Origin of the sequence: Chlamydia ibidis 10-1398/6 (assembly GCF_000454725.1) — a bacterium.
Classification (GTDB): domain Bacteria; phylum Chlamydiota; class Chlamydiia; order Chlamydiales; family Chlamydiaceae; genus Chlamydia; species Chlamydia ibidis.
Genome location: NZ_APJW01000002.1, coordinates 152,907 through 168,626, shown reverse-complemented (window position 1 = coordinate 168,626; position 15,720 = coordinate 152,907). Strand labels below are relative to the sequence as shown.

The following is a 15,720-nucleotide window of genomic DNA, read 5'->3' as shown; positions in this document are numbered from 1 at the left end:
CTGAGGGCAAAAACAATAAAACTCTTGTCTTTATATAAAATTCTTGTTGATAATCCGCTGCTAGGAAAATGTTATTCTAGTAGTAAAGGCTACAACTAATGTCGACACAAAGATTTAAACATAAAAGAGTGGCAGTTCTACCAGCTCGCTGGAATAGCTCACGTTTCCCAGGCAAACCTTTGGCAAAAATTTTAGGTAAATCTTTGATACAGAGATCTTACGAGAATGCCAGACGCGCATCTTCTTTAGACTTAGTTGTTGTCGCAACAGAAGACGAACGCATATTAGAACATGTAGAAGGTTTCGGGGGAGTTTGTGTTATGACGGACCCAAACTGCTTAAATGGTTCAGAACGTGTAGGAGAAACAATTTCTCGTTATTTCCCAGAAGCTGAGGTAATTGTAAATGTTCAAGGGGATGAACCTTGCTTATCACCCATAGTAATAGAAACCCTCTTAAATAAACTAGATAGTGATCCCTATGTTCAAATAGCCACCCCTATTGCGGTTACAACAGATCCTCAAGAAATCTTAACAGAAAAAAAAGTCAAGTGTGTTTTTGATCGGCAGGGCAAAGCATTGTACTTTAGTCGTAGTCCTATCCCTTATGTTTTAAAAAAAGAGAGCCCTTTTTATCTCCATATCGGCGTTTATGCATTTAGAAGAAATGCTCTTTTCAACTATATTGAGAGCGTTCCCACGAACTTAAGTCAAGCCGAGGACCTAGAGCAGTTGCGTATATTAGAGCATGGAGGCTCCATTCATGTATGTCTTGTGAATGAAAAAAGTCCTTCGGTAGATTACCCTGAAGATATAAATAAAGTGGAAGAATATTTGACATGCTTTTCAAATGCATCTTTCTAACAGGAGGGGTTGTCTCCTCTTTAGGCAAAGGATTAACTGCAGCTTCTCTAGCTTTGTTATTGGAGCGTCAAGGTCTTAAGGTTGCCATGCTAAAATTGGACCCATATCTTAATATAGATCCTGGGACCATGAATCCTTTTGAACATGGTGAAGTTTACGTCACCGATGATGGTGTAGAAACTGATTTAGATCTCGGACATTACCATAGATTTTCTTCAGCTAAACTGTCTAAGTATTCCACCGCAACATCGGGGCAAATTTATGCCCGGGTAATAAAGAAAGAGCGGGATGGATTTTACCTAGGTAGCACTGTTCAAGTCGTTCCTCATATTACTAACGAGATCATTCAGGTGATCTTAGAATGTGCTCAGGATAGTCAGCCTGATGTGATTGTGGTTGAAATTGGTGGTACCGTTGGAGATATTGAATCTTTACCTTTCCTAGAAGCTATCAGGCAATTCAGATACGAACATCCTAATGATTGTCTGAATATCCATATTACGTACGTTCCTTACCTAAAGGCAGCAGGTGAAGTTAAAACAAAACCGACACAGCATTCTGTTCAATGTCTCCGTAGTATTGGCATTATACCAGATGCAGTGATTTGCCGGTCCGAAACCCCATTAGGAGATGACATAAAGAAAAAGATTAGTCTTTTTTGTCACGTACCTTGTGAAGCTGTCTTTAACATTATCGATCTCAAACACTCAATCTATGAAATGCCTTTGGTACTTGCCAAAGAAAATATATCCTCCTTTATTGCAAAAAAACTAAATCTTTCAACGCAGGTTGCTGATCTAAATGATTGGGAAGAGTTAGTCGCACGATTCCAGTCACCTATGAAAAATAAGGTGCGCATAGGTTTAGTTGGTAAATATATACAGCATAAGGATGCATACAAATCCATATTTGAAGCGATTACACATGCAGGGCTTAGCTTACATTGTGATGTAGATATTTTGCCGATAGATTCTGAAGATCCAAATCTCTCTACAGCGTTAGAACAATGCGACGGTTGCCTGGTTCCTGGTGGCTTTGGCTCTCGTGGTTGGGAGGGCAAAATTACAGCAGCACAATTCTGTCGAGAGACGCAGTTACCTTATTTCGGAATTTGTTTAGGTATGCAAGTTATGGTTGTTGAATACGCACGCCATGTATTGCGTTTACCAACAGCTAATTCTACAGAAATGGATCCAGACACCCCTTTCCCCTTGGTTTGGACTATGGAAGGTCAAGATTCTTTAGTGGCAACTGGAGGAACGATGCGCCTAGGAACATACGTATGTGAATTAGATCCAGATAGCAAAGTGTTTCAAGCCTATAAACAGGAGAAAATTTCTGAGCGTCACAGACATCGTTACGAAGTGAATTCTAATTATTTAGAGGATCTTAGGAAACATGGGTTATGCATTGTCGGAACTTCCCCTAACCGTGATCTTTGCGAAATAGTTGAAATTAAGGATCATCCTTGGATGATAGGAGTGCAATTTCACCCTGAATTTCTTTCAAAACTTATTGCCCCTCATCCACTATTTATAAAATTTATAGAGGCTGCTTTGGAACACTCTAGGAAGCGAGCCTATGTTTAAATCCTATCTTGCCGTGGATTATGGAAAAAAACGCATAGGCTTGGCCTATGCATCCTCCCCTCTTCTAATTAGCCTGCCCATAGGGACTATTGAAAGTCATAAAGAGTTAGTTGATACTGCTAAAAGTATTTGTAAAGTGGTTCGAGATAGATGTATTACATGTGTAGTTCTTGGAAATCCCCTTCCTATGAGAAAAGGTTATCTATCTCCCTTGCAAGAAGAAATTGTTATGCTTGCCTCTTTAATCAGAGAGATTTCGGGAGTCGAAATTATTTTATGGGATGAACGACTATCATCAGCACAGGCAGAACGAATGTTAAAAAATGATTGTGAGTTGAACAGAAAAAAACGAAAAGGAAAGACTGATTCTTTAGCCGCTACTTTGATACTTACGAGCTTCTTAGAAAGCTTGTCTCAATAATAATTTTTTGTTGTTCTTCTTAAAAGTCTATTTTTCTCACTAAGAGTTTTTATAACTTAGCGACAGAAAATTCGTTAGTAGCTATATTCTATCCAGTTTATGCAGACTTAGATGACTCCATATGAATGCAGTTGAGTCTTCCATAGTTAAGAGTTCTACTTAATAGCGAGGGTTATAAAAATCCCAAGGTCTAATTTTATGATGAGAACGACAAATTGTACACATGATGGTCCTTCAGTATCATCTTCGGTTTCTTGTCCTCCCTGTGCGATCGTGATTTTTGGAGCTACTGGTGATCTAACAGCACGCAAGTTACTGCCTGCTCTGTACCATCTTACAAAAGAAGGACGCCTTTCTAAAGAGTTTGTCTGTGTGGGCTTTGCGCGCCGAGATAAAAGTAATCAGCAGTTTCGTGACGAAATGAAACAAGCTGTGAAGACATTCTCACACAGCCAAGAATTAGATATCCGTGTCTGGGAAGATTTTGAAAGTAGGATTTTTTATCATCAATCGAATTTCTCTTCTGCCGATGGTTATATATCCTTAAAGGCACACCTGGAGCAAATTGATAAGGAATATGGCACTAAAGGTAATCGGCTTTTTTATTTGTCTACTCCACCAGATTATTTTCCAGAAATAATTCAAAATCTCAATAGATATGGGCTTTTCTACCATAATCAAGGCGAAGGAAGACCTTGGTCGCGGGTGATTATTGAAAAACCGTTTGGCGTTGATTTACAAACTGCTAAAAACTTACAAAAATACATTGATGATAACCTAGATGAGGAATCTGTTTATCGTATTGATCACTATCTAGGAAAAGAGACCGTCCAAAATATATTGACGATCCGTTTTGCTAATACTTTGTTTGAATCTTGTTGGAATTCTCAATATATAGACCATGTTCAAATTAGTGTAAGCGAATCTATCGGTATTGGAAGTAGAGGAAATTTTTTCGAGAAATCTGGAACACTTAGGGATATGGTGCAAAACCATATGATGCAGCTGTTGTGCTTATTAACTATGGAACCCCCGGCTGCATTTAATTCAGAGGAAATTAAAAAAGAAAAAATTAAAATTTTGAACAAGATTCGTCCTTTTACAAATAAAGATGTGGTACGTGGACAATATGGCCCAGGAGAGGTTCAAGGAGTATCTGTTCTTGGATATCGTGAAGAAGAAAATGTTTCTCCAACTTCTAATACAGAGACATACGCAGCTCTTAGGATGTTTATAGACAATCCTAGATGGCTAGGAGTTCCCTTTTATTTGAGAGCTGGTAAACGTCTAGCGAAACGTTCAACTGACATTTCTATTATCTTTAAGAAGCCTTATTATAATCTATTTGCTTCAGAAGTTTGCCGCATGTGTCCAATGGAGAATGATTTATTGATTATCCGAATTCAGCCTGATGAGGGAGTCGCTCTCCAGTTTAATTGTAAGGTTCCCGGCACCAACAAAATTGTGCGTCCAGTAAAAATGGATTTTCGTTACGACGATTATTTTAAAACGACAACTCCAGAGGCTTATGAAAGGCTATTATGTGACTGCATTTTAGGAGATAGAATTTTATTCACTTCCAATGACGAAGTCATGGCCTCTTGGAAACTATTCACTACTATCTTAGAAGAATGGGCCCATGATTTTGAGAAGGTAAATTTTCCTAATTATGCTGCTGGGTCATCCGGTCCTGAACTTGCAAATCAACTTCTAGCACAAGACGGCAGGGTCTGGCGACCATTGTAACTTATTGATTTAGTCATGGCTACACTTATTAACTTTAATTCAAGTAACAAGCTTCTTTTAACAAAATCGTCTGATTTATTTTTTGATGTAGCTGTCAAGGATTGGATTGCTACTGCCAATAAAGCAATCAGGGATCATGATGGTTTTTATGTAGCATTATCTGGAGGAAGTACTCCCCTCGAAATATTTAGGCGGATTGTTGCTCGTCAAGATACTATCATTGATGCTAAGAAAATTTTCTTATTTTGGGGTGATGAGAGAAGTGTTCCTGTTACTTCTACGGACAGTAATTATGGACTAGCGATGGCCATTTTAAAAGATCTTCAGATCCCTGAAGAGAATATTTTTAGAATGAAAACAGAAATACCTTTTGGAGCAACAGATTATCAAGATACGATAAAAAACGTGGTCCCCGATGCCTCTTTTGACATGATTATGTTAGGAGTAGGAGAAGACGGTCATACCTTGTCTTTATTTCCTAATACACCTGCTCTCAAAGAGGAGATATCCTGGGTAGTAATGAATCCTGTTCTCCAATTGGGCGTGGAAAGAATGACGCTTACTCTTCCTATAGTTGCTCGAAGTAAGCACCGTGTTGTTTACTTAAAAGGAGAAAACAAAAGAGAGATTGTTAAAGCATTGTTCTTGGCTTTGGATAAAACTAGGGAGCTATACCCCATTGAACTGTTAGGTACTCAGGCAAGTCCTCTTTTTTGGATACTAGCTCCGGACACTTACAATAGTGAAGATTTTGATAAAATCCCCTCCATACATAAGCTAGACGTAATATAGGTACGAAACTTAACTAAACAACCATCTAGCATCCAAATAACCGTAGTCCCCCCAAGCAAAACCGAAGCTTCATTCCTTATTTTCTCGGCAGAGCAAAATGCTCTGCGTTGCTAAGGAGTATAGGGAGGTGGAGGAGGGTAACCCGAAAACGTAGAGTTTACCTCTACTAAAGGTGGCGCGGTAGGAATGGTGGGTTGACCAGAAGGAGGTGGTGGGGAAAAAACACCAGGATGATCAGAAAAGGAGTCAATAAAACTTAATAGAGCGTTCTTCTCCTCTCTAGAAAAGAAGTCTCCGTACCCATAGAGAATCGATCTTGATACTTCGGAAAGTTCTTTACACCTAATAATCTCAGAACTACCCGATCTCCTATTAAACCATTCACTCAACATTAGACTTAACGTGGACCTCTGTACGTCAAAAGCACATAGCCTTTTCTGTTGTGCTTCTCGAACTGAACTTAGCATGATACCAACGATAGAAACACACAAAACTCCACTACCAATGCCCAGACAACATATCATCGGTATAGTGAGAAGCGGGGAAGCAACAACAGCCAAAACAATACCAGCAACAAGGGTAAACAGAGCTAAAGTTGCCAAAATATTCACAGCAAACATGTATATATATGACGCTCGATACTTCTGATAAGCAGATATCGTATTACGAGCTGCGTCCATTGCGAAAGTTAAGTAAAGTTTAGTTGCCAAAGACTCTCGATCTTTACCCTCCGTCTGCATAATTTTTCCAGAAATATCTGATATCAAGGAATTTAATGACGCAATTTTTCGTGAAGCTTTGTGAATCTTACAAGCAGAGAAAATAGAATATCCTACAGTTGTTCCTAAAATTAAAGCGGCAAAGCCGGATAACATCCCCAATACAACACTGGCAAAAGCAGACTCGTCACGATCTTTCAATACGCCAGATAAACGAAGAATACAATGACTCCAAGACAAAACCTCAGAACAACGCGTAACCCCTTCAAGAGATGCCGCCAATAGCTGGGGCTCTGCACTCCCTGAAGACGAGGTCAAAACATCGGGACGCGTAGACATGGCTAAAGAGGCAATTTGAGATACGGTTACCGGAGATCCTCGAAGAAAGGAGGGAATCCCCGATTCCTTTGAGAAAACAATAAAACCGTCCGACATCTCAGTAAGAGTGAGATCCCTTAAACACGAACGTGTCTCCCCAACAGGAGAAAAATCCGAAATAAACTTTGTCATATTCCTACAAATAAAAACATATAAAGAAAAGAAATTTTAACAAAAGATTAAATTAACATAAATAAATAAAATAACACGCTCTATAAATAAAATCTTATCCCCTTAAGAAAAAACAGCTTAATTACAATTAGAATACTAATTGAAAAGATCTTTACTAAGGGAGTTCAGAATATGGAGGAGGTGGGTCATTATTATAAGTAGGAGAATGTCGCGTAGCTTCCTCATAAGATGGTGGAAGAGAATTATCCTCGAAACTAGGTAAACAAGACGGGGGTGAACTCCTTACACCTGCTGATTGAATAAGAGAACCGTAAGGAGATAAATAGGATCTATGAACCATAGAGCTAGTTCTTTCAACAGTATTCTCCCCCGACATTTCAAACATTCTACTAATGGAAAGAGAAAGCAATGAACGGTGTATGGATAGCGCTGCGGACTCTCTTTTTTCATCTATTATTTCACGCATATGCTGTACCCAGCGTATATAAAATAAAAACAGGACAATACTAAGTATTAAGTTGCCTAAATATGCTCCAAATAATCCATTAATACCAAATGTACAGAGACAATGAGATAAGGCGTGAATATCAAAAGCCAGGTAATATGTACATAACGTAGCAAATAATCCTGCTACAAAAGTAATAATTTTTGTAACTATCAGGGTACAGCAAGCTTTTTTAGCATGATAACATGCTGAAGCCGAGCTAATCAAGGCATCAGAAATTGTTGATGTCAAATTAGGATGCGTGCGTGTTTCGCGAATGGTAGCAGCTTCTTTACAAGACAAACTCACCCACTTAAAAAAAAGTAACGCGGCGGTTATGGCTCCATCAAGCATTCTACCTAGAGTGGCATTTAAAATACTTACAATGCTGTAAACAAGATTAGATAAAAGACCTCTTCTATGAGAATCTAGCCATTGTATAGAATTACTTATGGGTCGACAACAGGAGATATCGTGACACATTAATACAGATTTTACCTCGCTGTTGCGTAAACCACTTTCTAAAGTTATCCTATCTGAGTTTGCAAGAACTACCAGACTAAAGATGTCTCCACCAGAAGTCCCCATACGCTCAAGCGGTCTAGACAAAATCCCTCGAGGTACTCTGACAATGCCAAAAGAAATCGTATTACACTCACTAGTAAGTGAGTTTAAAGAAGCAAAAATCTGGCTATTCGATTCGCTAACTATTGGATAAGACATAAATCTTAGAATTTTGTAAATAAAATCTTAGAAGCTATCAAAATTGCATGTTTTTTTCAATTACTCTACTCAAAATGAATTCTTTCCACCTTTATTATTAATCATTAGATACAAAAAAAATCTAGTTTGACTTATCCTTGCTCTTTTCAACGAGTTTACTATGGGAAAACGACCAAATTTTTACATTATCATTGGTGCACCAGGATCTGGGAAAGGAACACAATCACAAAAATTGGCGAAAAAATGTGGGATTCCCCATATAAGCTCTGGGGATATTCTAAGGGAGGCTGTACAAAAAAAGACCCCTTTGGGATTGGAAGTTGAGTCCTTAGTCAGCCAAGGAGCCTTTGTTTCAGATAATCTCATCTGGGAACTAGTTAGGGAAAAACTAAGCCAGCCAACTTGCTTAAATGGTTGCATTTTAGACGGTTTTCCTAGAACTGTGAATCAAGCTATTTTGCTAGATGGTTTTTTGATTTCAAAGTTTCCCAATTATCTTGCAATTTTACTGGAAATTTCTGAAGAAGAGGTTCTCCATAGAATCTGCTCAAGATTTGTTTGCCCATCTTGTAATCGCGTATACAGCGAAGCTCAAGGGCTGTCTTATTGTCCTCAATGTAATGTTAAACTTGTACGGCGCTCTGATGATCATCCTGAAGTCGTTCGAGAGCGGCTTAAGATCTATAAATTATCAACTGAGCCAGTGATTGATTATTATGATCAGCATCATAAGCTATGTAAGGTTGCATCATCAGGCCCTGTAGATGAAGTCTTTCAAAAAATTTTAGATTGTATCAAGATGTAGGTTTTAGTTTCGCAGATAGGCAGATGTATATCGTCGAGGGGAAATGACCTACTATTATCTTAGTTCTTCAGTAGTTGACTTACGTTCTATTGCTGGGGAATTGGAGACGCAATTACTGTTTGGAGAACGTTTAATTTGTAGCACTTCTAAATGCTTTGCATATTCTCAGCTGACTTATAACCGGGGTACTTGGCAGCCCTATCCCATTGATATATTTCCTGAAAACTCTTCCTTTTCTATTTTATCTTCTCCTCTTATTCCAAACGCTGTTGTCCATTCCTTTAATGCTATTTTGGAACCTTGGGGAATACCTCTTCCTTATGGCACCCCGCTAACTATCGATAAACAAGGACATGTGTCCTTACCGCGAGAGATGCTTGCTCTTTTCCCCACTAATTCCAACAAAAAATCATTTTGCGACCCCAGACACTATTCTTTCTTGTCATCTCAAAAAAATTCCCTTCATTCCTTAATTAAAACAAGCGAGAAATTTTTAGGGATACCTTATCTATGGGGAGGCCGTTGTATTCACGATAATTTAAACCTCGGGACAGATTGTTCAGGATTTATTAATATTTTATTTCAAGCACATGGTATGAATATTCCCCGCAACGCAAGAGATCAGTACCATGATTGCTTATTCATGGATAATTTCAATGATTTGCCCTTAGGAGGACTTGTCTTTCTGAAAAGCCGAACCTCTGATCAAATTTCTCATGTCATGCTCAAACAATCAAGCAAGAGCATAGTTCACGCCGTTCAGAGCCTAGGCCGCGTAGTTAAAAGTATTATAGGTGCTGATTGCGAATTCGCAGGAAATATGTTCTATTTTGGTAATAAATGGAACATAGCCAGTTATGGGGTGCCTAAAAAAAGAAGAGCCTTCTTTTAAAAGAAGGCTTCTTGTGTCGAGAATTAACGTTTGGAGAACTGGAAACTCTTTCGAGCTTTCTTGTGTCCATATTTTTTACGTTCCTTCTTCCTTGGATCTCGCGTCAAAAAGCCACGACTCTTCAACTCTTGCTTAGAATCGACATTCTCTTTTAACAACGCTCTAGCTAGCCCTAACTGGGTGGCAATAGCTTGTCCCTGAATCCCCCCGCCACTTACTCGAATGATAAGATCATAGTCTTTCAAATCGCCAATAAGTTTTAAAGGAGATAAAATAGTAAGTCTTTGGATCTCTAAAGGAAAATAATCCTCAAAAGACCTCCCATTAACGTCAATTTTTCCGCTTCCAGGACGAAGACGTACGCTAGACACCGCTTGTTTTCTTCTTCCAGTAGCCACTGACTCTTGCACTGTATTTTTCGCCACAGTTCACTCCAATCTTAAATATCTAACAAAATTGGCTTTTGAGATTCGTACTCCTTATAAGAATTACCCTTTAAAATTCTTAAGGACTTCAGCTGATGTCTACCTAAACGCGTCCTAGGCATCATGCCTTTAATCGCATGTTCGATAATATAAGTAGGCTTTCTAGCCATCATGTTCTCAAAAGGAATTTCACGCATTCCTGAAATGTACCCCGTATAATAACGGTATACTTTTTGCCCTTTTTTTGCTCCGGTTAAACGGACCTTGTCGGCATTAATTATGACTACCCCATCCCCCATGGGAACATAAGGAGTATAGGTAACTTTATGCTTACCCCTTAAAATTTTCGCAACCTCTGAAGAAAGTCTGCCTAAAGTCTTCCCCGCAGCATCAATAACATACCAAGACTTATCTTTAACTTCAGAAGCTTTAGCTAGGGTTGTTTTCGTGTCTTTTCTTTTTTCCATAATAATATAACCGCCTTATCAGAAGAGGGATTATAATTTTGTGCAATTTTTTTTCCAAATAAAAAGCTTCAGAAGTAGTTGGGATTACCAATTTCAAAAGATAATTACTAGATCCAAGAAGACGCTCTAACGATACTAACAGGGCTGTCACAATATCTTAGCAAAATCTAATATAACATTATAAAACTGCCAGTCAATTACTTGTAATCCCCATCAATGTTTGGGGTGTTAAAAAGTTTTTACTAAGAAGCCTTTAGATTGTTAACATTTCCACTTAACATACACCCTCTGCTTTCTAGGCTATATCTAGGTAAGAAATTTCTCTCTTTGTAATACTATCCCCCCATTAACCATGGTTTTCATGTCTATCACCATTATTCACTCTCTTTTTAAGAATGATTGCTCTTGTCATCCACTATATTCCTTTGAAAAACGTCTAAAAGATCGCGCAAATAGCGCTTTAATTTTCTTAATATTAGCTATCATTACTTCCTTACTCTCTATCATTCCCGCAATACTTTTATCTTCCTATGCAGGATTGATACTTGGAGGAGCATTGCTTTCTGTTAGCTGTATGTTTTTTTTACTGTCACGAATTCCTCATCTACTTCGCACTCATATTCCGCAAAATTTGAAAGAAATATTAAAAAAACATTACCCAAGAATCATCATAGATTTAATCGAGAAAGCCAAACTTTCGGTCGAAGAATTGCGTTTGATTCTGCCTTTGTTAAATAACGAAATTGAGTTGAGAAATGAGGATATCTATTACCGCAGCGAAACCGCGTTTAATCGTTCTCTAGGCCGCCTTTCTGAGGATATTAAGTTAAAGCTGTCAACTTATGGCATTAAAAACTTATTAGATAAACTTGACAGAGAATGTTTAGAAGATTTGAATACAATTTTACTAAAATCTTGTCCTATCTACTGGTTAAAACAGTTTGTCGAATCTGCTCCGAAAATTACAGGTCTTAGCTCTCCTATTGGTATGCGAAAAGAAGTAACAGCATATTGTCTAGGGGGTGCAGCTTCAAGAAGCATTACCCCAAGCGTATTTCGTTTAGAAAACAAAATCTTAGCTAAAAGTATTACTTCTGATGATTTTACAATTCTACAGTCGTATTATTCTTCTGAAAAACTAGAGAATTCAGAAATTGATGCGGTCAAGGAGCGTATTCTAGATGTCTGTCAAAAACAGTGTCATACTTTTTCTTCTTCGGATCATTTTTCCACTCCAGAGAAAATCAGAAACGCCTGTTCTCAAGCGCTAACTGAAATGCTTGCACACGGATTATCATGGGCACAACTGTCATTAATACATATGCTTGACGATAAAAACTGGGGGTGGCTGAATTTGTTGGACGGGGGTAATCAAAGAATCCGTAGATTTGCTGTCCAATATCTTGGAGAAATCACTGATGAACAGCATTATTTATATGAACCTTTAATTACTTTAGCTACCTGGGATGATCTTTTTTCTTCTGGGGTCAGCTTAGAAAATTTGCTAAAACAGAATGTGAGAAATCCTGAAAAGAGGATAGCACGGTATCTTGAAAAGTACGCTAGGTACCATGATAAGATAAATATACTCTCTAATGAAGAAGATCTCTAATATTTCTTAGTGCACTCTAAGCCATATTATAAGGAAACATATACATCGCAGGCTTTAGAAAACCAGTGACCCGTTTTGTAATATGGCTTCGCGACTACATTGTTTTGCTAGCTGTTTATTATGAGTAACTATTAAGACACCGCATGTATCACTTGCTTGGGAAATCAGTAGGTTATGGATATACTCAGATGTTTCAAAATCAAGGTTCCCTGAAGGTTCATCTGCAAGCAAAATTGATGGGCTATTCACTAAAGCCCTAGCAATTGCTGTTCTTTGTTTCTCGCCACCTGAAAGATAACTACAACGAGAATAAATTTTATGAGACAGTCCGACAAGATTTATCAAATATTCAGCTCTTTCGTATGCATATGATCCCTTGCGGGTATCTTTTCTTGCAATACTTGCAGGCATGAGTACATTGTGTAACACCGAATCATCATCCAGTAAGTAAAAATTCTGAAAGATGAAACCAATGTGTTCGTTCCTAAATCTTGCAAGATCATAGCATTCCCTAGGTTTACCTAGAAAATTCAGTTTGCCAGAAGATGGGGCATCCAGCAATCCTAGAAGATGAAGCAAGGTACTCTTCCCGTTGCCAGAAGCTCCTGTAATTGCAACTGTTTCTCCCGGATATAGATTAATACTTATACTTTTAAGTATTTCTAATTCTCTACCTAAATGGGAAACATTTTTCGATATGTTTATAGCTTCTATTAAAGGCGGCATGCCTACTCCGATTTTAGAATTTGAGAAACATGCATCTTAGACACTTGTCTAGCTGGCAACATTCCAGAGATAGCAGATAAAGCTAATGTTCCTATTCCTAAAGTAATTAAAGTCGGAATATGAAGATCTTGTGGAAGAGTTTGGCCGAAAAAACTAGCATGAAACGCTTCTCTTCCTTGCAAATAATTCAATGTCTTAATAATTACTGGAAGATTTTTTAAAGTAATAACTGCGAATAAACTTCCTATAACCACACCTAAGGCACCGGAAACTGCCCCGCACAATCCAAAAATTATTTTTAAACTTGTGGAAGATGCGCCCATCGCCTTGAGAATACCTATTTCCTTTTTCTTATTATTGACTAACAGAACTGACATGGTAACAATGTTTGAACATGCCACGCACAAAATGATTCCCGATATCAGTAAGAACAAAACTTGGTCACTACGTAATTGGTCCAGTATGGGCCTAAAACTCTCTGAATCATATAAAGAAGATACTTCCCAGTACTTATGGATATTTAAAGCATCTAGGGCACTGTCAATTTGTTGCTTAATTTTTGTGATTTGTTTGGTATCAGAAAACAAAACATGGAACCCATTATTCATACCCAATCCACTGGATTCAGCACGAATAATAGAAGCTAAGTCCATATCAATAAATATTGTCTTACCTCCTAAAGGAGATAATCCTGGATTATAAAAACCAATCACATAGATAGGATATTTGACCTCCTCCTGACGTTCGGGAGAAAAAATACTAATACTGCCAGAATCCCCCACCCGATAACCTTGATCTCGATAAACCATCGGAAGAATTACTGAAGCTCCTCTATAATGGTTCTGTAAATACGTAAAATCCTGTTTCCAACCTTCTTTCGAAGCATTAAAAGGATTTAAAATGTCTGAGGAATAATCTGTCTTCTCATAAGGAAGAACCCGATTTTCGTAAATAACATCAGAAGTATATGCTATGAATTGCGAAAGTGACCTAGGTTCTGCCTTGCGTGCACTAACTACACGATCCATCTTAATATATCCGAACCCTTCTTCAAACTCTAACATCTCTATTTGTTTCTGTTCAAATAAAGGATTAAGAGCATGTACGGCAACCTTTACTGGGTCCCTTAACATACCACTTTGATCCCTATCGGGAATAGGAAAGTTATCAGGCAGGGAATAATCAACTTCAGGATCATACGGATCCACAACAGAAGAAACCAACTTTTCTCCTATAGTTTTCAAACTATAGTGAGAAGAGTCAGCGTGACGATCTATCTGATAATAGTAAGAACTATAATATTCGTCAGAGGGGACAACCTTCACAGGGGAGTGAAGCTGGGCGAGGTCACGAATCCAACGTTGTTCCAAACCATGGATTACCGAAATGAAAACTATCGACAACCAGACAACAAGAGAAACGATACAAACAGAAAACAAGGAAACTATCGTAGAAGACAGCCTGTCTTTCCTAGGTATCAAGTACTTACAGGCTACTAGAAATTCTAACCTCATAACCCACTCAAACAACTTAAAAAAAGAAGCAAGCAGGTCAGCGTACGCAGCTTACTTTGCTTCCTTAAATATTACATGCCTACGCAACTTTCTATCATACTTTTTAAGTTCTAGTCGACCGGTTGTTTTTCTCTTGTTTTTCACGGTCCAATACATATCAGAGCTTTCAGTGCTTTTCAACTTAATGATCTCACGATTCTTGCTAGCCATGAACGAATCCTTATGAAGAAATGATAAACAGGTCACAATGTTATATTTATTTTCAAAAAGAATCAAGGAAAGTTAGGACTATTTGATTAATACATCACATGAAAAAATAAAGAAGCTTCCCTTCTAGTTCATTTTTAAAAAACGATTTTGATTTACATAACATAAATTTGAAATTCAAAATACAATACAAAACAGATGACAAACAACTTTTAGAAAAACAAGAAGACAAATTCGCCCAGAAGATAATTCTAACTAGGCGAAAGATTGTTTGTGAAATTAAAAATCACAAAAAGGAAGCTGGACTACATTCCAAGCAAAAGAAGCCACTCGAAACGAGTATTGTAAACTAGCAAAATAAAAGAACCCACTTTCAGTCGCGTAATAAGTGCTTGCTAATAATTGCATAGGACGAGATCTGTAGTAACTAGTTCCCGCACAAGTTGTCCCCTGCAAACGCTTTACTACTCCACTATTTGTTTTGGCATACAAGACGCACTCGCCCCCAGTTCCGTTATCCAACCACCCACCATGCTTCTCCAAACACAGGCCTACCCGAAATAGTTTAGGTTCTGTTGAAGAAGCTGTAAATGCTAGTTGATTTTTCCATTGGCCAGTTATATTAACACAATTATTCGGATTTAAGTTAACTCCCCCACAACTGCTAACATTAATATTTTGTGCTGTTTGGCAGCCAAACCGGTCCCAAGGAAACCACCAATCCCTTCCCCCGGCATCACCACTACCCACATCTCCTCCCGATAATGCTGAATACATGGATGTTTTAGGAGATGCTAACTTATAATATCCGTAAGGAACATACTGTTGATTTTGTTTTGTAGTAATTTCTGTGTAGTTAACATTTTTGTTAACTTTAATGTTATAAGGAGCATTAGCAGTCGTTTTAGAATAGGTTACGGTATGATTTGATAAATTGACCCGGCCATAAAAATTATTGGTATCCCCTATACTACACTTGGAAGTGATAGATCCTCCAACCATCAAATCTTGATTACATTTAAGCCCACCCGCACTTATCGTTAAATTTGTTACTACAGTATTTTCAGAAGAAATACTGCCCGTTACTGAAATAGCCTTCTTTTTATTTTCTTCACTTAATCCTTGAGATTCGAGATTAAATCTCACAAAAGTAGGGAAAGAAACATTAGTTTTAGAATTTTCTTCCGCAGAGGTTTCTATATTTTTTTCTGTTAGTTCTTCCATA

General features: G+C 37.9%; 16 protein-coding genes. 8 read left to right on the top strand and 8 right to left on the bottom strand.

Annotated features, from left to right (window positions below; genetic code table 11):
* Positions 1 to 98 precede the first annotated feature (98 nt).
* The 5 genes from kdsB (at position 99) to pgl (ending at position 5,411) form a co-directional block, all read left to right on the top strand.
* A complete protein-coding gene (gene kdsB / locus H359_RS02825) occupies positions 99 to 863 on the top strand; it encodes a 3-deoxy-manno-octulosonate cytidylyltransferase (RefSeq protein ID WP_020370166.1) in 765 nt (254 codons plus the stop codon).
* Positions 839 to 2,452, top strand: a complete 1,614-nt coding sequence (locus H359_RS02820) for a CTP synthase (protein ID WP_020370165.1) — start codon at positions 839 to 841, stop codon at positions 2,450 to 2,452. Before kdsB ends, H359_RS02820 begins: the two co-directional genes overlap by 25 nt.
* Positions 2,445 to 2,873 carry a Holliday junction resolvase RuvX gene (gene ruvX / locus H359_RS02815; protein WP_020370164.1) on the top strand — a complete coding sequence of 143 codons (429 nt, stop codon included), beginning with the start codon at positions 2,445 to 2,447 and terminating at the stop codon, positions 2,871 to 2,873. Before H359_RS02820 ends, ruvX begins: the two co-directional genes overlap by 8 nt.
* 201 nt (positions 2,874 to 3,074) lie before the next feature.
* Positions 3,075 to 4,619 (top strand): glucose-6-phosphate dehydrogenase, encoded by a 1,545-nt coding sequence (gene zwf / locus H359_RS02810; protein ID WP_020370163.1) that lies wholly within the window; start codon positions 3,075 to 3,077, stop codon positions 4,617 to 4,619.
* A 15-nt stretch (positions 4,620 to 4,634) separates the two neighbouring features.
* Positions 4,635 to 5,411 carry a 6-phosphogluconolactonase gene (pgl, locus tag H359_RS02805; protein ID WP_020370162.1) on the top strand — a complete coding sequence of 259 codons (777 nt, stop codon included), beginning with the start codon at positions 4,635 to 4,637 and terminating at the stop codon, positions 5,409 to 5,411.
* 110 nt (positions 5,412 to 5,521) lie between these two features.
* On the opposite strand, the gene garD (H359_RS02800) is transcribed toward pgl, so the two are convergent.
* Positions 5,522 to 6,640, bottom strand: a complete 1,119-nt coding sequence (gene garD, locus H359_RS02800; protein ID WP_020370161.1) for an inclusion membrane protein GarD — start codon at positions 6,638 to 6,640, stop codon at positions 5,522 to 5,524.
* 154 nt (positions 6,641 to 6,794) lie between these two features.
* Positions 6,795 to 7,847, bottom strand: coding sequence for an inclusion membrane protein GarD (gene garD / locus H359_RS02795; protein ID WP_021119572.1), 1,053 nt, complete (start codon positions 7,845 to 7,847; stop codon positions 6,795 to 6,797).
* A 160-nt stretch (positions 7,848 to 8,007) separates the two neighbouring features.
* On the opposite strand from garD (H359_RS02795), the gene H359_RS02790 reads away from it, so the two are divergent.
* Positions 8,008 to 8,652: an adenylate kinase gene (locus tag H359_RS02790; RefSeq protein ID WP_020370158.1), complete on the top strand. Its 645-nt coding sequence runs from the start codon at positions 8,008 to 8,010 to the stop codon at positions 8,650 to 8,652.
* Between the two features lie 43 nt (positions 8,653 to 8,695).
* Complete coding sequence (locus H359_RS02785; protein ID WP_020370157.1) at positions 8,696 to 9,544, top strand: C40 family peptidase; 849 nt, start codon at positions 8,696 to 8,698, stop codon at positions 9,542 to 9,544.
* A 23-nt stretch (positions 9,545 to 9,567) separates the two neighbouring features.
* Here the strand turns inward: H359_RS02785 and rpsI are convergent, their stop codons facing one another.
* Both rpsI and rplM read right to left on the bottom strand, forming a co-directional pair.
* On the bottom strand, positions 9,568 to 9,969 hold the full coding sequence (gene rpsI / locus H359_RS02780; RefSeq protein WP_020370156.1) for a 30S ribosomal protein S9: 402 nt from the start codon (positions 9,967 to 9,969) through the stop codon (positions 9,568 to 9,570).
* A gap of 14 nt (positions 9,970 to 9,983) precedes the next feature.
* Positions 9,984 to 10,436 carry a 50S ribosomal protein L13 gene (gene rplM, locus H359_RS02775; RefSeq protein ID WP_020370155.1) on the bottom strand — a complete coding sequence of 151 codons (453 nt, stop codon included), beginning with the start codon at positions 10,434 to 10,436 and terminating at the stop codon, positions 9,984 to 9,986.
* A gap of 361 nt (positions 10,437 to 10,797) precedes the next feature.
* Between rplM and H359_RS02770 the strand changes: the two genes are divergently transcribed.
* Entirely contained in the window at positions 10,798 to 12,048 is a 1,251-nt protein-coding gene (locus H359_RS02770) for a DUF1389 domain-containing protein (RefSeq protein WP_020370154.1), read from the top strand.
* A gap of 54 nt (positions 12,049 to 12,102) precedes the next feature.
* Here the strand turns inward: H359_RS02770 and H359_RS02765 are convergent, their stop codons facing one another.
* The 4 genes from H359_RS02765 to H359_RS02750 all read right to left on the bottom strand — a co-directional run bounded on the left by H359_RS02765 (position 12,103) and on the right by H359_RS02750 (position 15,719).
* Positions 12,103 to 12,774 (bottom strand): ABC transporter ATP-binding protein, encoded by a 672-nt coding sequence (locus H359_RS02765; protein WP_021119552.1) that lies wholly within the window; start codon positions 12,772 to 12,774, stop codon positions 12,103 to 12,105.
* Between the two features lie 2 nt (positions 12,775 to 12,776).
* The gene (locus H359_RS02760) at positions 12,777 to 14,288 is read right to left on the bottom strand and encodes an ABC transporter permease (protein WP_020370151.1); all 1,512 of its coding nucleotides are present in this window, start codon (positions 14,286 to 14,288) and stop codon (positions 12,777 to 12,779) included.
* A 51-nt stretch (positions 14,289 to 14,339) separates the two neighbouring features.
* Complete coding sequence (gene rpmG, locus H359_RS02755) at positions 14,340 to 14,498, bottom strand: 50S ribosomal protein L33 (RefSeq protein ID WP_020370150.1); 159 nt, start codon at positions 14,496 to 14,498, stop codon at positions 14,340 to 14,342.
* Positions 14,499 to 14,774: 276 nt separating this feature from the next.
* Positions 14,775 to 15,719: a hypothetical protein gene (locus tag H359_RS02750; RefSeq protein WP_020370149.1), complete on the bottom strand. Its 945-nt coding sequence runs from the start codon at positions 15,717 to 15,719 to the stop codon at positions 14,775 to 14,777.
* Between the last annotated feature and the right edge of the window lies 1 nt (position 15,720).